At 47.1% G+C, this 20,214-nt stretch carries 19 protein-coding genes and 2 pseudogenes; 9 read left to right on the top strand and 12 right to left on the bottom strand.

Annotation, left to right across the window (positions count from 1 at the left end; all coding sequences use genetic code 11):
- The first annotated feature begins 112 nt into the window (after positions 1-112).
- On the top strand, positions 113-430 hold the full coding sequence (locus L5L77_RS20810; protein WP_263223381.1) for an ankyrin repeat domain-containing protein: 318 nt from the start codon (positions 113-115) through the stop codon (positions 428-430).
- A 119-nt stretch (positions 431-549) separates the two neighbouring features.
- Here L5L77_RS20810 and nqrF read toward each other — a convergent pair whose 3' ends face one another.
- From nqrF to L5L77_RS20780, 6 genes are all read right to left on the bottom strand, one after another.
- Positions 550-1,767 carry an NADH:ubiquinone reductase (Na(+)-transporting) subunit F gene (gene nqrF, locus L5L77_RS20805; RefSeq protein WP_105250115.1) on the bottom strand — a complete coding sequence of 406 codons (1,218 nt, stop codon included), beginning with the start codon at positions 1,765-1,767 and terminating at the stop codon, positions 550-552.
- Between the two features lie 77 nt (positions 1,768-1,844).
- Positions 1,845-2,453 carry an NADH:ubiquinone reductase (Na(+)-transporting) subunit E gene (gene nqrE / locus L5L77_RS20800; protein ID WP_105250116.1) on the bottom strand — a complete coding sequence of 203 codons (609 nt, stop codon included), beginning with the start codon at positions 2,451-2,453 and terminating at the stop codon, positions 1,845-1,847.
- A gap of 9 nt (positions 2,454-2,462) precedes the next feature.
- Positions 2,463-3,083, bottom strand: coding sequence for an NADH:ubiquinone reductase (Na(+)-transporting) subunit D (locus tag L5L77_RS20795; protein ID WP_028761892.1), 621 nt, complete (start codon positions 3,081-3,083; stop codon positions 2,463-2,465).
- The gene (locus L5L77_RS20790; RefSeq protein WP_113939794.1) at positions 3,080-3,886 is read right to left on the bottom strand and encodes a Na(+)-translocating NADH-quinone reductase subunit C; all 807 of its coding nucleotides are present in this window, start codon (positions 3,884-3,886) and stop codon (positions 3,080-3,082) included. Before L5L77_RS20790 ends, L5L77_RS20795 begins: the two co-directional genes overlap by 4 nt.
- On the bottom strand, positions 3,876-5,108 hold the full coding sequence (locus tag L5L77_RS20785; RefSeq protein WP_219250362.1) for an NADH:ubiquinone reductase (Na(+)-transporting) subunit B: 1,233 nt from the start codon (positions 5,106-5,108) through the stop codon (positions 3,876-3,878). Before L5L77_RS20785 ends, L5L77_RS20790 begins: the two co-directional genes overlap by 11 nt.
- Positions 5,108-6,481, bottom strand: a complete 1,374-nt coding sequence (locus tag L5L77_RS20780; RefSeq protein ID WP_105250119.1) for a Na(+)-translocating NADH-quinone reductase subunit A — start codon at positions 6,479-6,481, stop codon at positions 5,108-5,110. The genes L5L77_RS20785 and L5L77_RS20780 overlap by 1 nt, the downstream gene beginning before the upstream one ends.
- Positions 6,482-6,935: 454 nt before the next feature.
- Here L5L77_RS20780 and L5L77_RS20775 point away from each other — a divergent pair, with 454 nt between their 5' ends.
- The 3 genes from L5L77_RS20775 to L5L77_RS20765 all read left to right on the top strand — a co-directional run bounded on the left by L5L77_RS20775 (position 6,936) and on the right by L5L77_RS20765 (position 9,584).
- A complete protein-coding gene (locus tag L5L77_RS20775) occupies positions 6,936-7,976 on the top strand; it encodes an NADP(H)-dependent aldo-keto reductase (protein ID WP_263223380.1) in 1,041 nt (346 codons plus the stop codon).
- A gap of 354 nt (positions 7,977-8,330) precedes the next feature.
- Positions 8,331-9,104: an outer membrane protein OmpV gene (gene ompV, locus L5L77_RS20770; protein ID WP_317629720.1), complete on the top strand. Its 774-nt coding sequence runs from the start codon at positions 8,331-8,333 to the stop codon at positions 9,102-9,104.
- Between the two features lie 21 nt (positions 9,105-9,125).
- Positions 9,126-9,584, top strand: coding sequence for a CC0125/CC1285 family lipoprotein (locus L5L77_RS20765; RefSeq protein WP_028761861.1), 459 nt, complete (start codon positions 9,126-9,128; stop codon positions 9,582-9,584).
- Between the two features lie 261 nt (positions 9,585-9,845).
- On the opposite strand, the gene L5L77_RS20760 is transcribed toward L5L77_RS20765, so the two are convergent.
- From L5L77_RS20760 to L5L77_RS20740, 5 genes are all read right to left on the bottom strand, one after another.
- The gene (locus L5L77_RS20760) at positions 9,846-11,138 is read right to left on the bottom strand and encodes an ATP-binding protein (RefSeq protein WP_263180369.1); all 1,293 of its coding nucleotides are present in this window, start codon (positions 11,136-11,138) and stop codon (positions 9,846-9,848) included.
- Entirely contained in the window at positions 11,135-11,839 is a 705-nt protein-coding gene (locus L5L77_RS20755) for a response regulator transcription factor (RefSeq protein WP_263180371.1), read from the bottom strand. The genes L5L77_RS20760 and L5L77_RS20755 overlap by 4 nt, the downstream gene beginning before the upstream one ends.
- Before the next feature lies 1 nt (position 11,840).
- Positions 11,841-12,230 (bottom strand): DUF3019 domain-containing protein, encoded by a 390-nt coding sequence (locus tag L5L77_RS20750; protein ID WP_263180374.1) that lies wholly within the window; start codon positions 12,228-12,230, stop codon positions 11,841-11,843.
- 9 nt (positions 12,231-12,239) lie between these two features.
- Entirely contained in the window at positions 12,240-13,079 is an 840-nt protein-coding gene (locus L5L77_RS20745) for a MipA/OmpV family protein (protein ID WP_028761859.1), read from the bottom strand.
- Positions 13,080-13,358: 279 nt separating this feature from the next.
- Complete coding sequence (locus L5L77_RS20740) at positions 13,359-15,059, bottom strand: methyl-accepting chemotaxis protein (RefSeq protein ID WP_263192610.1); 1,701 nt, start codon at positions 15,057-15,059, stop codon at positions 13,359-13,361.
- Positions 15,060-15,405: 346 nt separating this feature from the next.
- Here L5L77_RS20740 and L5L77_RS20735 point away from each other — a divergent pair, with 346 nt between their 5' ends.
- The 4 genes from L5L77_RS20735 to L5L77_RS20720 all read left to right on the top strand — a co-directional run bounded on the left by L5L77_RS20735 (position 15,406) and on the right by L5L77_RS20720 (position 19,864).
- Complete coding sequence (locus tag L5L77_RS20735) at positions 15,406-16,755, top strand: cysteine desulfurase (RefSeq protein WP_263192611.1); 1,350 nt, start codon at positions 15,406-15,408, stop codon at positions 16,753-16,755.
- Positions 16,756-16,824: 69 nt separating this feature from the next.
- Complete coding sequence (locus L5L77_RS20730) at positions 16,825-17,265, top strand: SufE family protein (protein ID WP_263192612.1); 441 nt, start codon at positions 16,825-16,827, stop codon at positions 17,263-17,265.
- Between the two features lie 176 nt (positions 17,266-17,441).
- On the top strand, positions 17,442-18,608 hold the full coding sequence (locus L5L77_RS20725; RefSeq protein ID WP_263179480.1) for a dipeptidase: 1,167 nt from the start codon (positions 17,442-17,444) through the stop codon (positions 18,606-18,608).
- Between the two features lie 83 nt (positions 18,609-18,691).
- Entirely contained in the window at positions 18,692-19,864 is a 1,173-nt protein-coding gene (locus L5L77_RS20720) for an AAA family ATPase (protein WP_263192614.1), read from the top strand.
- Between the two features lie 13 nt (positions 19,865-19,877).
- Here L5L77_RS20720 and L5L77_RS20715 read toward each other — a convergent pair.
- Positions 19,878-19,967 (bottom strand): annotated as a pseudogene (locus L5L77_RS20715) (cupin); the annotation flags it as partial.
- Between the two features lie 103 nt (positions 19,968-20,070).
- On the opposite strand from L5L77_RS20715, the pseudogene L5L77_RS20710 reads away from it, so the two are divergent.
- Positions 20,071-20,214 (top strand): annotated as a pseudogene (locus tag L5L77_RS20710) (IS982 family transposase); the annotation flags it as partial.

The raw sequence follows: 20,214 nt of genomic DNA, 5'->3' as shown, positions 1-20,214 counted from the left end.
TAAGCATTTAGGTATAAGCTATTCAGCTTACGGAGTTTCGCCCACAAGTTAAAGAAACCTAGGCTAAATCCACTTAAATTAAATCCTTTGGATGAGGTTAAATAGCGATCAAATGAGCACTGAACTCATCGATGCGGTTAAAGCCAAAGATACGCTTGCTGTTAAGCGCATTATTGCCAATGGCGCTAATCTTGAAGGCGTGGACGATGGCGGGATGACGGCACTCTTGCATGCCTGTGAGTTGCAGTCTTTTGAACTGCTCAAATTATTGGTGGATGCGGGGGCCGATGTGAATCATCCAAACTCGCAGGGGTATCATCCGCTCGATATTGCTTACTGGCAGGGTGAGTTTCGCATGGGATGCTATACCGCTAAGAGTGAGCGCATGGTGAGCTATTTAACCCGCCACGGCGGCAAATCCTTTAGCTAGGTGAGGAGCTAAATAGCATCAAAATGCGAAAGCTAAAAACTGCGAAATGATAAAAAGCCCTATAAACAAAAATCGCGTTAAGCTGGGCCTAACGCGATTTTTTATTACTCACTTACAACCTAATCACCAAAGTCATCGAGTAGGATGTTTTCTGGCTCAACGCCTAGGCTTTCAAGCATCTTAATCACTGAAGAGTTCATGATTGGAGGACCACACATGTAGTACTCGCAGTCTTCTGGTGCCTTATGATTTTTAAGATAATTCTCATAAATCACATTATGAATAAAGCCAGTGTAGCCAGTCCAATTATCCTCAGGCAATGGCTCAGATAACGCCACATGCCAGACGAAGTTGTCATTCTCGGCCGCTAGGGCATCGAAATCCGCTTGGTAAAACACTTCACGGGTTGAACGGGCGCCGTACCAGAAGCTCATTTTACGTGTGGTTTTCTTACTCTTAAGCTGATCGAAAATGTGTGAACGCATAGGTGCCATGCCCGCACCGCCGCCGATAAACACCATTTCCGCATCGGTTTCCTTCACAAAGAACTCACCGAATGGCCCAGAAATGGTCACTGTATCGCCCGCTTTCAGGTTGAAGATGTAAGATGACATCTTGCCCGCTGGCACATTGGCCGATGGCGGCGTCGCAATCCGCACGTTCAGCATAATGCGGCCCTTTTCATCGGGATAGTTGGCCATAGAGTAAGCGCGCAACACTTCTTCATTAACGGTAGAGACAATGTCAAACAGACCGTATTTGTCCCAATCGCCACGGTATTTTTCAGGAATATCAAAGTCAGCGTATTTCACCACATGGGCTGGCGCTTCAATTTGAATATAACCCCCCGCTTTAAAGCGAACATCTTCACCTTCGGGTAACTCAAGCAATAACTCCTTGATAAAAGTCGCCTTGTTATCATTAGAGATCACCTGACATTGCCACTTCTTCACCCCAAAGATTTCTTCGTCGAGCTCAAGTTCCATATCGGTTTTCACTGAGACTTGGCAGGCGAGACGACAACCTTCTTTAGCCTCTTTCTTGGTGATATGGCCCATTTCAGTCGGCAGAATGTCACCGCCGCCCGATTTGATTTTCACTCGGCATTGACCACAGGTTCCGCCGCCACCACAGGCAGACGGAATAAAAATACTCTGACTCGCCAAAGCGCCGAGTAACTTGTCACCCGCGGCAACTTGAATGCTTTTTTCGGCATCTTCGTTGATGCTGATCGTCACTTCACCCGTAGCCACTAATTTCTTTTTGGCGATTAGAATCACTATCACCAATAGACAGACCACTAGCGTGAACATGCCTATGCCAATTGCCATTTCCATCGTATTACCCTTTTCTAGCTCTTTTCTAAAAAGAATCTGGTTTCACTTTCTCAATTCTTGGCTCGCCTACTGTAGCTTTACAGCGAGATCCCTGAGAAAGACATAAAGCCCAGCGCCATCAAGCCTGTAGTAATAAAGGTGATACCAATACCTTGTAAGCCTTCGGGAATCGCGTTGAATTTCATTCTTTCGCGCAGTCCCGCCAGCAGTACAATCGCCACCGCCCAACCAAGACCCGAGCCCATCGCAAACACCACTGACTCACCGAAGTTGTAATCACGGTTCGCCATAAAGATCACCCCTGCAAAAATCGCGCAGTTCACTGTGAGCAAAGGTAAGAAGATCCCAAGGGAGTCATACAAGCTAGGAATGTACTTATCCAAAAACATTTCAAGGATTTGCACTAATGCCGCAATCACACCAATGAAAGTGATCAGTTGCAGGTAACTTAAATCGATACCGGGTAATCCCGCCCAAGACAGAGCGCCAGGTGCGAGCACTTTGACGTAAATCAGTTGGTTTAACGGCACGGCTAAGGTCATCACCACAATCACAGCGACACCTAGACCAAAGGCGGTTGACACCTTTTTAGACACGGCCAAGAAAGTACACATGCCCAAGAAGAACGACAGCGCCATGTTGTCGATAAAAGTGGCCTGCAAAAATAGATTTATATAGTGTTCCATATCTGCTCCTTAACCCCGTTTCCGCTGGATCACATTGATAGTCCAGATCAACACACCAATCAGGAAGAAGGCGCTCGGTGGTAACTTGAACATCTCGTTTGGCAAGTACCAGCCGCCGTTTTCGATGGTGGTGAACACAGGGTGACCGAATAAATTACCCGTCCCTAACAGCTCGCGTACAAAGGCGACGCTGATCAAAATCAAGCCATAACCTGTCGCATTACCAAGCGCATCGACGACCGCTAAATGCGGTGGATACTTCATGGCGAAGGCTTCTGCACGGCCCATGATGATACAGTTAGTGATAATTAACCCAACGAATACAGAAAGTTGCTTAGATAACTCATAGGCCACATCCTGCAGAACCATGTCGACGATAATCACCAAGGAGGCGATAACCGTCATCTGCGCGATAATCCGCACACTGGTCGGGATAAAGTTACGGATGGCAGAGATAATCAGGTTAGAAAACACCAACACAAAGGTCACTGCCAGTGTCATCACCACAGCGGTTTGCATTGAGTTACTGACCGCCAGTGCCGAACATACGCCCAGCACTTGCATTGCGACGGGGTTATTGGCAAACACTGGCCCCGTTAACATGTCACGCATGGATAAAGTGTTGCTCATTTTGCCTCTCCCAACTCACCTTGCAATTCACCCTGCGCTGCCGACGCTTTCAGCTGGTTGAAGAAGGTTTGAAAACCTTCAACGCCAAACCAAAACTCCATTGCGCGCTGCACGCCGCGGCCCGTCATGGTCGCGCCACTCACCGCATCCACACCGTGAAGATCGCCTTCTTTAACGCCACCCTTTACAAGACGTATCGCAAATTTGCCTTTTTCATCAAATAATTGCTTACCCTTCCACAACGATAACCAATGGGGGTCGGTCACAAAGTCGCCGATACCAGGGGTTTCACCGTGCTCGTACACGACGAGCCCTTTAATGGTGTTGAAATCGGGTTCAACCGCCACATAACCGTAGATCATCGACCACAGACCTTTGCCATAGAAAGGCACAACTACGCTGTCTAACTTGCCGTTGGCATCGAGCACTTTAAACACGCGGGCATCGTTCGCACGGGTTTTAATCTTGGCGATATCTTTTTTCGGCGCACTTGAAGTCTCAGGATTAATTGCCGCCATACGCTCATCGAAATCGAGGACGTTAGCGTCTGAGTCCACCTTACCTGTGTCTAGGTTGATCAATAATGGCTTAACGGATTTAGCGAAAATCTCTCTAAACTCATTGTCCTGACCTAAGTTCACATCGGCGGCCATCAACACATAGCGCTGCACTTCGTCACGTTTTTTGGCGACTTTACGTTCTTTCAATATGCCTGCTGTGCCTGTGATCATAAAAGAGCACAGGAGGCAGAGCGTGATGGTGAAGATCATGGTCCCCACCACAGTATCTTTCTTAAATACCATGACGTTTTAATCTCCGTTTGATGTTGGCGCGGGCCACCAGATAATCGAACAGCGGCGCCCAAAGGTTGGCGAACAGAATGGCTAACATCACGCCCTCAGGCATTTTGGGGTTAGCGACACGGATAAGCACAGTCATAAAACCAATCAAAGCACCGTAGGCAAACTTGCCTTGGCGAGTGTACGAAGTGGTCACAGGATCGGTGGCCATAAACATCATCGCCAGCGCAAAACCGCCAGTGACAAGATGCCAAGTCCACGGCATTGCCATCATTTGATTGCTGCTAGAACCGATGTAATTACACAGCGTTGCAGTCGCTATCATGCCCAGCAACACACCGAGCACAATGCGCCAATCCGCTAAGCGGCTGATCAGCAATAATGAACCGCCGATCAAAATCGCTAAGGTGCTGGTTTCGCCAATCGCGCCCACGGTAAAGCCAAAAAAGTTGTTCCACCAGTTAGGATCGCTAAAGGCGCTAAACCAAGAGTAATCGGCAAAACTCAACTTGCCCGCTGCTGTTTGTGCCAGCGCCGTTGCACCAGAGAAACCATCAACGGCAACAAGCTGTTTAATGGTTGAAACTTCAGATGGATAGGCGAAGTAGATAAAAGCCAAGCCCGCCAACGCAGGGTTAAGGAAGTTATATCCCATGCCGCCAAACAGCTCTTTAGCCACAACCACACCAAAGGAAATCCCCATGGCCACCAGCCACAACGGTGTTGATACTGGCAAGATTAAGGTAAACAGCAGGGCCGTCACGAAGAAGCCTTCGTGCAACTCTTGACCACGAACCCGCGCAAACACCACTTCCCAAAACAAACTGGTGAGCAGTGCTGTCAGGTAAATCGGCAGATAAAAACTAAGACCATAGAGGAATAAACCTAATATCCCAGTGTCTTGGCTAAGGCTGCCAAACAGGGTATTAAAGATTTCTAACTTCCAAATATCTGGCGTCGATAATCCGCCCGCGAGCGCAAGCTGTGCCTGTAGGCCAATGTTATATAGACCGAATAAAATGGTGGGCAGTAAACACAAACCGACTAGCGTCATGGTACGTTTCACGTCAATCGCGTCACGCACATGCACTTGGCCCTTAGTGCTACGACCATTGGCAATGACGAGTGAGCGCAAAAAGCCCTTCATCGACTTACCCGTTGCGTAGTACTCTTGCTGTAAATCAGAGGCGTCCTGTAAATCAGGTTTTTTCACTTGTTTGGTCATTAACCTTCCCTCTCAATAACATCTAGACAGGCACGTAATTCTTTACCAAAGTCATATTTGCCGGGACATACGAAGGTACACAGCGCCAGATCTTCTTCATCTAACTCCAATGCACCTAAGGCTTGCGCCTCGTCGGTATCACGCACCACTAAGTCTCGAACGAGTAAGGTGGGTAAAATATCCAGGGGCATCACGCGATCTAACTGACCAAAAGCCATCATGGCGCGAGCTGAACCGCCCTGATGAGTCGTAAACTCGAACAATTTAGTCGCACCAAACAGACGTGATGTTACGGCACGAGTGATGGAGAATTTGTCAGAACCACCGCGCACCCAAGGGAGAACATGGTGCTGCGAATCTTCGCTCAACACTGATACTTGGTTGTGGAATCGGCCTAAAAAGTCATGTACGCCCGCCGCGGTATGGCCAGATAACACAGATCCCGATACCACGCGGTTATGGCCAGGTTTGATTTCATCACTCACTAAGGCACTTAGCTCAGCGCCCAACTGAGTGCGCAGTAAACGCGGGTTCAGCACGCTCGGGCCACCTAAGGCGACGATGCGGTCGGTATACAACTCACCAGTTTGGAATAACTTGCCATAGGCAATCACATCTTGATAACCGATATGCCATACCTGACGTTCTAAACTCACTGGCAAAGTAAAGTGAATATGAGTGCCCACTAAACCCGCAGGATGAACACCATCAAAACGGCGCACCTCAAGTTGTGGTAATGCTTCTTTAACAATCGCTTCGCCCTTATCCTGGCACAGGTAAACCTTGCCTTCGGTTAAACGGCTCAACACCAGCAAGCCAGCTTTAAAAGCCTCAGTTTGCTCGGCGATAATCAAACGGGGATCAGCGGCCAGTGGATTAGTATCGATAGCGGTGACGAAAATACCTGCTGGCGTGCTATCGAGCGCAGGCACGCGCGAGAAAGGCCGAGTACGCAGGGCAGTCCATAGACCACTCTTCACCAACTGGTCTTGAACGGTTGGCCGAGGGAGAGCGGCGATGTCTTGATGGATATCGAAAGAAATCTGCCCATCGCGGTTTTCACCGTCATCGCAACGAATGACGACTGATTGTAGAATTCGACGCTCGCCGCGGTTAATCGCTACGACTTGGCCACTAGCGGGTGCAGTGAACAAGACTCCTGGCGTTTTTTTGTCTTCAAATAGGGCTTGGCCCTTTTGAACAAAATCACCCTCTTCGACCAACATCGTCGGCTTAAGCCCAACGAACTCTTCTCCCAGAACAGCCACTTGGGATGGCTTAGCACCGAGTTCAATGACCTGTCGCGGCTCACCAACAATCGGCAAGTCGAGGCCTTTTTTGATCGTTACAATTTGGTTTGAAAAATCTGCCATCACAAATATCAACCATGAAAAATTTTTAGATAAATTTAGGGTAGAGATTTGTTAACGCAGATTCCGATATTGGCGTCACATTCCGCTGCAAATTCGTAAGTTAGATACGTAAATTTACGCAATTTTGTGACACAGATTCACATCCTTACTTACTGTAATCTGCAAATGTAGTTTTATAACAATTTATTCATAAATACGTCATTACTGATTTAGTAGTACCTAAGGTTTACAAAAATAAGCCAAAATCTCCATTTCAGTGCAGTAAAGCGCTAAAACCGTTAAAAGAGCAACTCAGCGAACAAACTTCAGCCAATGGCATGCCTCAAAATGGGGCAGGATGGCTAAACTTGCTGGCTATTTTTAGCGCACTAACATTTCAACCTATGGTTTAACCTTTGCTTTACAGCAAAAGCTTGGTAGCCTCAAACTAAGAGAGTTTCCGTAGGAGAAATAGATGGAATACAGACGCATACCGCATTCTAATCTTGAGGTCAGTAAAATTTGTTTGGGCACTATGACTTGGGGCGAACAAAATATCCAAGCCGAAGCGTTTGCACAGCTGGACTACGCCATAGGCAATGGCATCAACTTTATCGATACGGCGGAAATGTATCCCGTACCACCTAAGCCGGAAACCCAAGGGGAAACCGAGCGTATCCTAGGGCAATATATTAAGGCCCGCGGTAACCGAGACGACTTAGTGATCGCCACAAAAATTGCCGCACCTGGGGGTAAAAGTGATTACATTCGCAAAAATATGGCGCTGGACTGGAACAACATCCACCAAGCGGTCGATGCATCTTTAGCACGCCTCCAAATAGACACTATCGACCTTTATCAAATCCATTGGCCTGACCGTAATACCAATTTCTTTGGTGAACTGTTTTACGATCAACAAGAGCATGAGCATCAAACGCCGATCCTCGAGACCCTAGAAGCGCTCGCAGAAGTGATCCGCCAAGGTAAAGTGCGCTATATCGGGGTGTCGAACGAAACGCCTTGGGGCTTGATGAAATACCTGCAACTCGCCGAAAAACATGGCTTGCCGCGTATTGTGAGTGTGCAAAATCCCTATAACTTGCTTAATCGCAGTTTCGAAGTCGGCATGAGCGAAATCAGTCACCGCGAAAACTTGCCATTACTGGCCTATTCGCCACTGGCCTTTGGCGCCTTGACGGGAAAATATTGCAACGACCAGTGGCCTGAAGGCGCGCGCCTGACCTTGTTTAAGCGTTTCGCCCGCTATACAGGTTCGCAAATGGCTCTGGAGGCGACAAAAGCCTATGTCGATTTGGCCCGCGAGTTCAAACTCACGCCCTCACAAATGGCGTTAGCTTTTGTTAACTCACGTAAGTTTGTCGGCTCCAATATCATAGGTGCCACCGACTTATATCAACTGAAAGAAAACATCGACAGTTTAAAAGTCACCTTATCGCCAGAGCTATTAGTACGATTAAACCAACTGTCCGATCAATTTAGATTACCTTGCCCTTAGCCCCTAGGCTTAGTCGGCGAGTTGTTTGAATGACTGACCAATAGCATCGGGTCAAATCCCCCTGATGCTATTGATTTCAAATAGCTTTAGAGGCATAACTTTTTACCTTTATATCACCTCATCAATGGGCTCTCTGCTCCATTCAATCAAAAGCTACCTATTACTTAGTCTTGTTTATCTTATCCCTCCGGCTTAGCAAAAGGTCATCGTCTTCAGCTCCACGAGCTCACCAGCGCCAGGCTATGCGAGAAGGCTGCAATACATGGTCTAGGTTACATTCGGATACAGAGTCCTTTTAAGAAGTGAAATATAGTGGCATCACAGTCACTAGACAGATGTCTTAAGGATAAAAAAATGAAAAAACTTTGCTTTGTAATCACAAGTGTTTTGATGTCAAGCCACGCTCTTGCTGAAAGCAATACCTACATTCGTAACGGTAATATCTATAGTCATCAAGATCAGTTCTTTGCTGGCGCAGGTGTTGCTACTGGTAGTCAGTTTTATAAGGGTCAAGATCACCAAACAGGTGCCTACCTCAATGGCGGCTACCACGGTGAAGACTTCAACGCCGATCTGTCCGGCATCAACTACCGCTTTTTAGGCACGAACGATAGTGCCGTTAATTTCAGTATCTTTGCCGTTGCCAATCCCGGCTTTGATGCCGATGATGCGGATATTTTAACGGGCATGAAGGATCGCAAATTCAGTGGTGATCTGGGTTTAAACGCCGACATTCATTTAGGAAATGGCACGCTATCAACCAAATTCCAACACGATGTCACCAATATTTATGATGGTTTTCAGGCTGATATCACCTATTACCATCCAATAAATGTAGGCTTCGGTGATCTGGTGCCTTATGCAGGTGTGCACTACTTCAGTAAAGACTTCGCAAACTACTACACAGGTGTGACGTCATCTGAAGCTACGGCGCAGCGCCCTGCCTATCAAGCCGACGGCACCTTTGCATATAAGCTAGGCTACGCTTTGGTTATTCCAGTCACTAAGCATTTAGATATTACTCAAGCCACAGGTTACTCGTACATAGGTGCCAACATGGCAGACTCTCCGCTAATAGACAGTAACAACCAGTGGGTTACTACCCTTGGCGTGAACTATAGCTTCTAAACAACCTGACGAGACAAGACCATGACACTTATCAGAAAAACGTTTTTATGTGCTGGATTAGCTCTGATGCTTTCAGCTTGTGCCACTTCCTACGATACCGAAAAGCAATTTTGGTCTTTCGGTAAAGGATTTGAAACCGCACAGATTGCACCCGATAGCTGGCAGATAAGCTTTGTTGGCAATACCAACACTGACCGCGCATTGGCCCGAAAGTACGTCATGCGTAAGTCAGCAGAGTTATGCAAACAAGCGGGTTATAACTACTTCACTTTTACTCACGAACAAACCGATCGTGATGCAATTGGCCAGTTTGGAGTAGGAGCGAGCGCGAGTAAGGATATCTTGTGGGGGAGTTCGACGATGAATCAAGAAACCTCTGTCATGGTCGAAGTCACAGGTTTACATAGCAAGCCAGAAAATGCGAGTTCCCGCATCTATGAAACAGATTACATACTTAACAATGTCAATGTGAAAAGTTAATTGCTCATCAAAAATGCACCAGTCTAGATTCTCGTTAGGTATCAAGGCTGGTGCGTTTTATTTATAAATCCCCCCTGTTCAGCACCAATTCGTTAGGCACTCATTCGTATAGTGAGTTGAGTCATTCTGCCTCTATCTCTAAATCAACTCAGCAGATTAGATTACGTAGGCCTAGCCGCATTGCTCGCTTCAGCTCATGTTAAAGAAACAGACAAAAACGGCTCAAACCTCGCATTATACCAATCGTATTAAACCCCAACTTTAAACTTCAGCCTTGAATTTTAGTGACATGCGAGCCCCACCTAAGTCAGGAGCACGGCCAATACGTAATGGGGACCCCATCCAACAACCAATTCTATCGACAATCGCCAGACCCATGCCATGACCGGAATTTCCCCGGCTGTGCTGACCACGCACAAAAGGTTTAATCACTTGAGTAGATTCCTGTTCATCTATGCCAGGGCCATCATCGTCAACGTGTAACCACGCAATCCCATCTTCCGATGCCAACGTCAGCCGAATCTTTGCCTTACCAAAACGCAGCGCATTATTGAGCAAATTATTCACCTGCATTGATAAGTACTTGGGATCTGTCTTGATCTTGAGCGCTGTGGGATAGGGAACCAGTTCAACTGAAAAATCGGGGTACACTTGACCTTGATACTTTTCGAGTAACCAAGCATTGAGCTCAATCGACTGCCAATCGGGCTGGATATTCGCCTCATCGAGGCGGGCATAGCTGAGCAGTGTCATGACCAACTCTTCCATAGTGTCCAGATCGCGGTTCAATCGCTGAAAATACTTCACCCTAAGTTGTTCGCTTTGGGTTTCTTCTAACGCCGCAATACCAAATCGCAGCCGCGCAATCGGAGTTTTTAAATCATGGGAAACTGCCCGACTAAGCAATTTATTGTCATCGATTAATTGCTGGATGCGATCTGCCATACGGTTGAATTCGCTTTCTATTGTGCCTATGTAGGACGCTTTACTGACCACAATTCGCTGCTGTAATTCTCCCATACCAAATGCTTGAGTCACCTTACTGAGATTAACCAGTTGGCGGATTAAAGGAGACACCCACACCAACAAAATCACCACCACACCGCCATAAAAAAGCATGGTATACAGCTTATTCGCGTTAAAACTCACATCGGCTGGCGTCACTATCTGGGTATTGATATTCAGCACCTGACCCGTTTTAGGCAATAAATAGTGCAAAGAGATGCCGTCATCGGACTCCAGCAATAATGATTCCCCTGAATAAAACTCTGTCTTTAGGGCTGAGGGTAAGACAAAATCCGCTTCATTCACCAAAGACAATTGATCTGCATTTCGCTGATTCCAGTTGTCTATAAACGCATTATTTGGGGCGGGATCGTTATCTAACGTTTGCGCCAGTGAGCCGCCCAGCAGTTTTAATGCCGCGAGGTGAGTTGCTGGGCTAGACGTTTCATTATCAGGATCAATAAGTGTTGCAAACTCACTTATCGACCAGCCTAGGCTGGCAATGGCCACCAGCACGACCAGCACCAGAGAAGTCATTAACTTCTTCATAAAGCTTGCTCGGCCTCATCGCGGCAAAACAAATATCCCTTGCCACGAATGGTTTTGACTTTATAGGGCTGACTCAACGCTTCCTGCAACTTCTTGCGTAAGCGCGATATGCGAATATCCACCGAGCGGTCTAGGCCATCGTATTCAATGCCCCGCAGTTGAGCCACCAATTCATTGCGACTCACTATCGTGCCCGCCTTCAATGCCAGCAGCCACAAGACATCAAACTCATTGGCATTCAAATCCAGCGGCTGTTTATCAATGGTGACTGACTTTGCCGTCGCATTTAACACTAAAGAATCAAACACTAATTGCTGCTTTTGCTCCTCATCACTCACTCGGCGTAACAGGGCCTTTATCCGCGCTAACAGCACCTGTGGTCGAATCGGCTTAGTGAGGTAATCATCAGCACCGGCATCTAACCCGCGGATTTCATCGCCGTCCTCAACGCAAGCCGTCATAAATAAAATGGGCCCAGTATAAAATCCCCTGGCCTCCTTACACACATCGAAGCCATTCTTAACCGGCATCATCACGTCGAGTAGCACTAGGTCAGGCATCTCATCGGCTATCATCTCTAAGGCAAAATCACCTTGGCTGGCCACTGTGACTCCGTAACAGTGATCCAGTAAATAATCACTGATCCACTCTGCCAGAGAGGTATCGTCCTCTACGACTAAGATATGCTTTGCAACTGACATATTAGAATAACCTCCAACCGGACTGACTCTGTTTAGGGGCCTTATAAACCCATGTCACGACCACTTTAACTTGTGCGAGCGGTTGTACATCATCATTACGGATAAGACTAAAAGTCGCCGTTTTATCCCCTTCAAAACTATATTGATATTCTTGCAAAGCTTTGCCAGTCCAGCAGGTTAACTGGTGCTGACGGTCTGTCAGTATGAGGCAGTACTCGCCGCTCGCGGGTGTCTGCCATCGGAACAATACATCTTGATAGCAAGTTTGCCCTTTATGCAGTGCAATGCAGCGTTCTGGGGTCGCGGTAAAAATAACGGCATCATCCTGACTCCAAACCAAAAAAGGCGCGCTCAGCATCACTACCGCTAACAATTGATAAAATCGATTCATGCCCTCCTCCTAAAACACATAGCTAAGAGAAGCATTAAAATACGATGTATAACTCGCTTGATTGAAGGGACTGTCGGTCACTTCTTGGGATAACACATTGAAGCGATACATGGCCCGAAAGACAAAATTTTCACTCAGCGGATAGGCAACCCCTAACTCCATGCCGTAACTGAAAGAGCTATCCGGCCGATACTCAGGAAAGCGTTCAGTGGCTTCTTCCTTACTGATCCCAAAAAGATAGCGATTCAAGGTGGCAGATGAGTAACCTACGCTCCCCAATACGTGAAAATTCCAATTACGAACCTGCCAGGACTTACCCAATCTGGCAGAACTTTGAATACCTTGATCATCATAATAATCAGATACTAACCTATACTGAAAAACATAGTTATCGCCCCAATAACGTGTGGCACGAAAACCGGCACCAACATAGAGAGAATCTTCCGATAGTAGATAAGCATTGCGGCCAGCTTCATCCAGCGTACTGGGATCCACATCAGGACGGGACCATGAACCTTGCAAGTTAGCCAATAGCAGTTCTAATGACCAATCCTCTGAACTCCAAAGATTAAATCCCAGATTAATGCCATCTTGAGATTGATGGATCATCTCAACAAACAGCCCTTTGTACTGGTACATGCCACTGACTAACAGCGACAACTGTGCAGAACCAGAATCCGTTTGCCGAACATCGACTTGATTAATCCCGTAAACACTCATGCCCAGCTCAAAATCACCGCCGTCAGCAAGGCGATTAGTTCCTCCAGTAACACTGCTCGCAATATCTGATGCTGCAGCGGTTCTAGGAAGAATGCTCAGCGTTAACACAAGAAGCCAAAGAATACGCATGCCCATTTAATTCACATTTTTAGTCGTTATTTAGCGCTACATATTACAACAGTTTGTTGCAAGTCACTGCACAACCAGTATCATTTTTACGGCAATTGTGTGTCGGATAACAAGAGAGACCTATATCCCAAACAACTTGAATCCTGCATCTTCAAATTGTTTGGGGATATACACACCTCACATTGAGTTAAGGCACAAATGAGGCTCAAGCTAGATGAAGTGGCGCAGTTAAGTTAACCGCTGTCAGTCGTTGGCACACTGAATTATGGGCTAATACATTTAAACAACTCGCACCTTAAACTGCTGCATCGTTTCCCTCAATGAATTAGCCTGGTTAGACAGTGACTCACTGGCTTTCGCGGTTTCGTTAGCGCTGCTGAGTACCAACTCACCCGAATCACGAATCGCATTAATGCGCTCACTAATATCTTCGGCGGTCACGGCTTGCTCCTCACTGGCGGTCGCGACTTGAGTATTAGCCTGAGTCAGTTCAGTCAACGCATCTAAAATCTCAAATAAGTGCTGCTTGGCTTGATTAACGAGCAGTAATGACTCACTGATTTGCTTATCGTTATTGGCGAAGGATTCGACTGAGGATTTGGCATCTTTCACGAGTGTTTGGATAAGATCGCTGATCTCCTGCGTGGCCGTTTGACTGCGCGTTGCCAATGCCCGCACTTCTTCGGCAACGACAGCAAAACCACGACCTTGATCTCCCGCCCGCGCCGCTTCAATCGATGCATTCAAAGCTAATAAGTTCGTCTGCCCAGCTATCGCATCGACCACAGAAACAAAGTTGAGGATTTTTCCCGTACTCGCCTGAACCTGTTGAATAAGTTGATTCGAATACTGGGCGCTGGCAACCAACTGCTTCGAGATTTTTTCGCTCGCATCGACAACCTCACAACTTTCTTTCACTTTATGCTCAGCTTGTCCCGCTGAATACGAAGCAGTTTCTGCACTACTCGCCACTTCAGTGATCGTTGCTGCCATTTGGGTCATAGAGGCGGCGACTTGGTCAGTGTTATCCTGCTGCCTCAACATGGCCTCACGATTATTCTCGGCCACCGCATTAAGCTCAGTCACCATAGAGGCAATTTCTTCACTTCGAGCAATCACTTGGCCAACAGTTTTACTTAAAGTCCACGCCATTTGATTCATACTGACGGTAAGTTCGCCTAATTCATCCTTGGAATCGACGCGCAGCTCTTGGTTAAAGTTGCCCTTTTCCATCATGGCGGCAGAATTACGTAACCGATTGATAGATTTGACCATGTATTGACTGCAAGCGATGCCAATTAATAATCCTATGACTAAAGACACTATCGAAATAATCGTTAAGCCATAAATGGCCCTAAGCTCTTCTTCCTCTGTTACAGAAACTGCAGCTTGAGTCATCAACGCTAAACGTTCTACGAATTGACTTAGCTCAGCATTAAACACATTTTGCGCTTCCTCTAAAGATTCAACCCGCTTAGCTAAAGCGGTATGGTCTTCTTTTTGCTGAATTCCCGAAATAACGGTGCCAAGCAGGACTTTATAATCTGCAAAATGTTGAATGATCGTGTCAATATCTTGATTTAGCTGCTGTGTTTTCTCACGTACTTGAGGAGTTTTAGCGTTTTTTAATGCCTCTCCAAGCATGGTTTGAGTCGAGAGCAACTCCTTGCTAATGTCTTCATTGTGCTGAACAACATCCGCAATAAAAGCCGCTAGAATGAGTGGGCTGGATACGGCGTCAACATCCGCGGCACGAAACGCTTTTTCTAGAATGACAGAGCTTTCAAGCTGCTTAATGGTGATGTCAGTCGATAGCCTGACTAATGGAATATTCTCTTCTGCAATGCCATGAATTTCCTCCGATACACGCTGCATCTTCAACAGACTAAATCCAGACAAAATCAAGATCAGTACTAACATCACCCCAACGAGGGCGATCATCTTATGTTTAATCCGTAAGTCTTTTAAAAACTTCACCATAAAACTACTCTCCAGCAAACACTGACAACGAAGGACGTCCAATTTAGGATAGTCGGAGTTTTAACTTTAGGTGGATGAATTGAGCCTAAAGTATTAGCTGAATTTAAAAGAGAAACTTAAACATTAGAAAAATCGCATCATAGCTAAGCTCAATGATACGTTAGAGTCTAAAACCGTTTAAGGCGTGCGAAATATCTATTAGGCAACAGTTTGAACAGACCTTAGTGAAATTAGGCGTTCAATACCACTGTCCGATACCAACGCCTCAACAAACCGCTAAAACTTGCATTCACATGGCAGATCACAGAAGATCCCTTGGCCTTTTTCATTGCCCTTAGCCTCGCCCATGACTCAACCTGCATCGCCTACGCCAAATACTGTGACTCACACAGCGACGAATACAATGGCTGACATTGAAACATCCCATGCCTCGGCGAGTGCTATGCCTGATACCACAGTGACACTTGGCTCATCTGAAGCATATCAGCAAAATGCTCAGATTCGGTCGCAATTCCCAGCGTTAAATCAAATGCTTGATGGTTATCCCCTATGTTATCTCGACACAGCAGCCACCAGCCAGAAGCCGCAAATGGTGTTAGATGCCATGGCACAGTTTTACACCAACGACAATGCCAATGTGCACCGTGCAGCGCATCAGTTATCAGCGCGTTCGACCTTAAGCTATGAGAAAGTGCGCGATCAGTTGCAGCAATTTTTGAAGGTAAAACGCCGCGAAGAAATCATTTTTACCCACGGCACCACAGAATCAATCAACTTAGTCGCCTTTGGACTGACTACCCAATTAAGCGCTGGCGATGTGATATTAATCGACGCCGCCGCTCACCACGCCAATATCGTGCCTTGGCAGGAACTGGCGAAACGCACAGGGGCAATCATTAAACCAATCCCGCTCTGTCAGGATTGCCGCTTAGATATCAACGCCTATAAAACCTTGCTCGAGTTAAAGCCTAAAATCGTCGCCCTGTGCCATGTTTCCAACGCCCTAGGTACAGTCAATCCCGTGGCTCAGCTAGTGCAGTTAGCGAAAAAACAAGGTGCTATCACCTTAGTTGATGGTGCGCAGGCAGTGGCGCATTTAACGCTGGATGTGACTGAAATCGATTGTGACTTTTACGTCTTCTCGGGGCATAAAATGTATGGCCCCACTGGTGTTGGCGTGCTTTACGGCCGTTTCGACGCCTTAGATAATCTCGCGCCACTATTAACTGGAGGCGAGATGATTAAACGCGTGAGTTTTGAGGCGACAGAATTTGGCAACCTGCCGAATCGCTTAGAAGCGGGCACACCGCCGATTGCTGAAGTCATAGGTTTGGGCGCGGCCATTACATTTTTACAAACCGAGCTCATGCCGCAGGTTCAAGCTTATGAAGCTGAACTAGTTAACTATTTACAAAGCCAATTGCGCGCGCTCGGTGAAGTGCATTTATACGGCGCCTTTGATGACAATATCGGTGTAGTCGCGTTTAATCTTGCCGGTGAACATCACCAAGATGTAGGCATTTTGCTGGACCAACAAGGGGTTGCCGTTCGTTGTGGCCATCATTGTGCCATGCCATTAATGCAGAGCCTGAATCTTAAGGGCTGTTGCCGCGCCTCTATCGGTATCTACACCAATAAAGACGATATCGACCGCTTTATTACCGCGTTAGCCTCGGTAAAAGACTTGCTGCTGTAATCCAGCATTTAGCCACTGATCTACGCCACTCATACGATGCTCAAGATAAATGAGACAGGATTTAGCCCTATGACAGATTCAATCATGCCAAATGAGGCCGATTTTCACTATTTAGTGCAAGATGCCGAAACCTTACTGGCGCGTTTTACCAATGCCCCTAACTGGCAGGAAAGATATCGCCAAATTATGTTGCTAGGGAAAGACTTACCAAGTTTAAGCCCTGAGCTTCGCATCGAGACCGCTCAAGTAAAAGGCTGCGAGAGTGATGCGTGGATTTACCATCTAGAACAGGCTGGCAAACACTATTATTTAGCCGACAGCGATGCCCGCATCGTTAAGGGATTGATTGGATTATTACTTGGTGCCTGCCATGGCAAAAGCCGCGCTGAAATCCAAGCATTTGATCCTACAGCTTACTTCAAACAATTGGGCCTAGAAGGTCAGCTCAGCCCATCGCGCACCAACGGCCTTAACTCACTGGCAAAAGCAATGGTTGAAGCCACTCGATAATCATAACCCGAGGGTTTTCATTTACTGCGACAAGCGATAATTGAAACCACTCGGCAACAACAAATAATCACAACTCTAGCTCAGGGGCAAAGGCCAAAAAAGGGATTTAATCAAAGACTTCTACGCCCTAAAAAGGTATAAAGAAGTTACATTTGCGTTATTGATAGGAACCGAGCATGCCCATCAAGGCAGTCAATCACTACCGTCGTACACTCCTTAAAGGTCTTGGCGCAGCAACTCTGTTAAGTCCACTCGCCAGTTTACCTAGCTTTGCCGCCGCACAGAGGCGGATATATGTCGATGGTTTATCTTTCCTTCCCGATGACTTAAGTGATGTAACTGCCGCTAAGCTCGATGCCTATCTTTGCGATATTTCGGCTATTGAGACCATAGAACAAGCCGATGGCACTCAAAACTACAAACGCACCTATAAAGCTTGCATGGAAAGCATTAAGCAGGCCGCTAAACGGGTGAGCGATCATCCCGATATTTTACTGCAAGGCCTGAGGGGACGAGATATTCAACGTGCACGCGACAGCCAGCGCACTGCGGTATACTTTCAAATCCAAGGCGCAGATTGTGTCGAAGAAGACAGTGAAGCTAACCAGTGGGCGCGGGTAGATGAGTTTCATCAACAAGGGCTACGCGTACTGCAACTCACCCACCATTACGGCAATACCTTTGCCGGTGGCGCCTTAGATAATGATGCCAGTGGCGGACTCAATAAACCACTCACGGCCCACGGGCACGAGCTTATCGCCAAACTCAATCACGCCAATATCTTAGTCGATGTGAGTCACTCCAGCGCTCAAACCGCTTTAGATGTCGCAAAAATCACTAAATCACCCATAGTGCAAAGCCACGGCGCAGCGCGCGGTATAGTAAACCATGCCCGTTGTTCCCCCGATGAAGTGATCCGCGCCATCGGCGATAGCGGCGGCGTATTCGGCGTGTTTATGATGAGTTTCTGGCTCACCAATAATGCCGTGCCCACGATTGATGATTATATTCGACAACTGGAATACGTTATGCGTGTTGGTGGAGTGGACTGCGTGGCAATCGCGAATGACTTCCCGCTCCGTGGCCAAGAAAACCTACTGGCACTGGGTAATGACAACGCCAAAGGCATTAAAGAATATCAAGAATGGTGGTACAGCCTGAGGGCGAAAGGCGTGCTAGGTTTTGATGCAGAGCCAAGGCATGTAGTAATCCCCGAGCTGAATCATATCGACCGCATGAGCCGTATCGACGATGCCTTAGCCAAGGCGCGCTTTAAATCTACCGACCGCGACCGTTTTATGGGTGGTAACTGGCAAAGAGTGCTCAACAAAGTGCTACTGTAAATGCCATTGTTTTATCGTCATGTTTAATTTACTTTGTCGATAAATTTACTGGTTTATCAGCTTGTTTCAGTCTTGGATATTCTATGCTGACCACACTCGCTATTTTCAATTATCGCTCTCTGCGTGAAATCGTCTTGCCCCTAGGGCAACTCAATTTGATCACTGGGGCGAATGGCAGTGGTAAATCGAATCTATACAAGGCACTACGTTTACTCGCACAAACGGCGCAAGGCGGCGTTGTCAATGCTTTAGCCCAAGAAGGCGGACTCGACTCCAGCTTTTGGGCGGGACCAGAAAACCCCACCAAAAGTATGCTAGCAGGCGACACTGCCATTGAAGCCACCGTCAGGCAAGCGCCAAAACGCCTAAAGCTTGGATTTGCTGGCGAAGATTTTAGCTATCTTATTGAACTCGGTTTACCCAAACCCGACGCCACCACGCTGTTTGGCTTAGATCCACAAATCAAGCGCGAAGCCATTTGGAACGGGCCTAAGTATCGACCCTCAACTGTATTGGTTGAGCGCCGTGGTCCTATGGTGAAGAGTCGCAGTGCTGACGGACAAGGCTGGGTAACCTTAGGCGCACACCTGCAAACCGGCGACAGTATTTTTACCGAACTTGCCGATCCAGAGCGCAGCCCTGAAGTGCTAAAACTTCGCGATAGTATCCGCGCATGGCGTTTTTACGATCACTTCAGAACCGATGCAGAAGCGCCAGCCCGTCGTCCACAATTAGGTACAGCCACGCCAGTATTGCACCACGATGGGCGCGACCTTGCATCAGCAATTCAAACCATTTTTGAGATAGGTGATAAAGCGGCTTTTGATCATGCGGTGAGCGATGCTTTTCCCGGTGCTAAAGTTCGCATTGAACCCCAAGCGGGCGGTATTTTAGTACTCGCATTTCATCAAAATGGCTTATTAAGGCCACTCAATGCCAGTGAATTGTCGGATGGCACCTTGCGTTATTTGCTATTAATTGCCGCCCTACTCACCCCAAGGCCGCCAGAGCTTATGGTGCTAAACGAACCAGAAACTAGCCTACATCCCGACTTATTACCTGCGCTTGCACGCTTAATCGCTAAGGTATCGGAAGAGTGCCAGTTGTGGGTGGTTTCCCATGCTAATCGGCTTATCAATGCCTTAAGCCAATTTGAACACTGCAATACCTTGGCCTTAGACAAAACCTTAGGCCAAACGCAGATCCAAGGCCAAGACTTACTCAATACGCCCAGTTGGCTATGGCAGAATCGTTAACCTATAGCCTTAATCAATCGTAAAATACCGCGAGCCATAGGGTTTCTGAACTTATAGAAGTCGAAGCGACTCGATGTTTTTGATGGGGCGGAATCGTTAAGTAACCTGAACTCGGGATAAGAAATGTTGAACTAATAGCCCTCCAAGTGATCGGATCTTTCGACCAAGAGAAACCCCATCACACCGGAGGGCCTATGCATAAATTAGTGGAAGTGTTTTGCGATGTCGATGATTTTTGCGCTGTTTTTATTCCAGAATGGGAAAAAACGCTGTTAATCGATGGTACACGCAAGCGTCATCGCGCTGGCCGTATGACGATGAGCGAAGTGATGACCATCATCTTACTTTTT

The organism is Shewanella sp. SM29, assembly GCF_025654245.1.
Classification (GTDB): Bacteria; Pseudomonadota; Gammaproteobacteria; order Enterobacterales; family Shewanellaceae; genus Shewanella; species Shewanella oncorhynchi.
Note: the sequence above shows the minus strand (reverse complement) of the source record. Positions and strands in the feature narration are given on the sequence as shown.

Excerpts from the sequence above, each read along its gene's own strand:
- L5L77_RS20810 (WP_263223381.1), top strand. The coding sequence starts at position 113 with ATGAGCACTGAACTCATCGATGCGGTTAAAGCCAAAGATACGCTTGCT.
- nqrF (WP_105250115.1), bottom strand. The coding sequence starts at position 1,767 with ATGGAAATGGCAATTGGCATAGGCATGTTCACGCTAGTGGTCTGTCTA.
- nqrE (WP_105250116.1), bottom strand. The coding sequence starts at position 2,453 with ATGGAACACTATATAAATCTATTTTTGCAGGCCACTTTTATCGACAAC.
- L5L77_RS20795 (WP_028761892.1), bottom strand. The coding sequence starts at position 3,083 with ATGAGCAACACTTTATCCATGCGTGACATGTTAACGGGGCCAGTGTTT.
- L5L77_RS20790 (WP_113939794.1), bottom strand. The coding sequence starts at position 3,886 with ATGGTATTTAAGAAAGATACTGTGGTGGGGACCATGATCTTCACCATC.
- L5L77_RS20785 (WP_219250362.1), bottom strand. The coding sequence starts at position 5,108 with ATGACCAAACAAGTGAAAAAACCTGATTTACAGGACGCCTCTGATTTA.
- L5L77_RS20780 (WP_105250119.1), bottom strand. The coding sequence starts at position 6,481 with ATGGCAGATTTTTCAAACCAAATTGTAACGATCAAAAAAGGCCTCGAC.
- L5L77_RS20775 (WP_263223380.1), top strand. The coding sequence starts at position 6,936 with ATGGAATACAGACGCATACCGCATTCTAATCTTGAGGTCAGTAAAATT.
- ompV (WP_317629720.1), top strand. The coding sequence starts at position 8,331 with ATGAAAAAACTTTGCTTTGTAATCACAAGTGTTTTGATGTCAAGCCAC.
- L5L77_RS20765 (WP_028761861.1), top strand. The coding sequence starts at position 9,126 with ATGACACTTATCAGAAAAACGTTTTTATGTGCTGGATTAGCTCTGATG.
- L5L77_RS20760 (WP_263180369.1), bottom strand. The coding sequence starts at position 11,138 with ATGAAGAAGTTAATGACTTCTCTGGTGCTGGTCGTGCTGGTGGCCATT.
- L5L77_RS20755 (WP_263180371.1), bottom strand. The coding sequence starts at position 11,839 with ATGTCAGTTGCAAAGCATATCTTAGTCGTAGAGGACGATACCTCTCTG.
- L5L77_RS20750 (WP_263180374.1), bottom strand. The coding sequence starts at position 12,230 with ATGAATCGATTTTATCAATTGTTAGCGGTAGTGATGCTGAGCGCGCCT.
- L5L77_RS20745 (WP_028761859.1), bottom strand. The coding sequence starts at position 13,079 with ATGCGTATTCTTTGGCTTCTTGTGTTAACGCTGAGCATTCTTCCTAGA.
- L5L77_RS20740 (WP_263192610.1), bottom strand. The coding sequence starts at position 15,059 with ATGGTGAAGTTTTTAAAAGACTTACGGATTAAACATAAGATGATCGCC.
- L5L77_RS20735 (WP_263192611.1), top strand. The coding sequence starts at position 15,406 with ATGACTCAACCTGCATCGCCTACGCCAAATACTGTGACTCACACAGCG.
- L5L77_RS20730 (WP_263192612.1), top strand. The coding sequence starts at position 16,825 with ATGACAGATTCAATCATGCCAAATGAGGCCGATTTTCACTATTTAGTG.
- L5L77_RS20725 (WP_263179480.1), top strand. The coding sequence starts at position 17,442 with ATGCCCATCAAGGCAGTCAATCACTACCGTCGTACACTCCTTAAAGGT.
- L5L77_RS20720 (WP_263192614.1), top strand. The coding sequence starts at position 18,692 with ATGCTGACCACACTCGCTATTTTCAATTATCGCTCTCTGCGTGAAATC.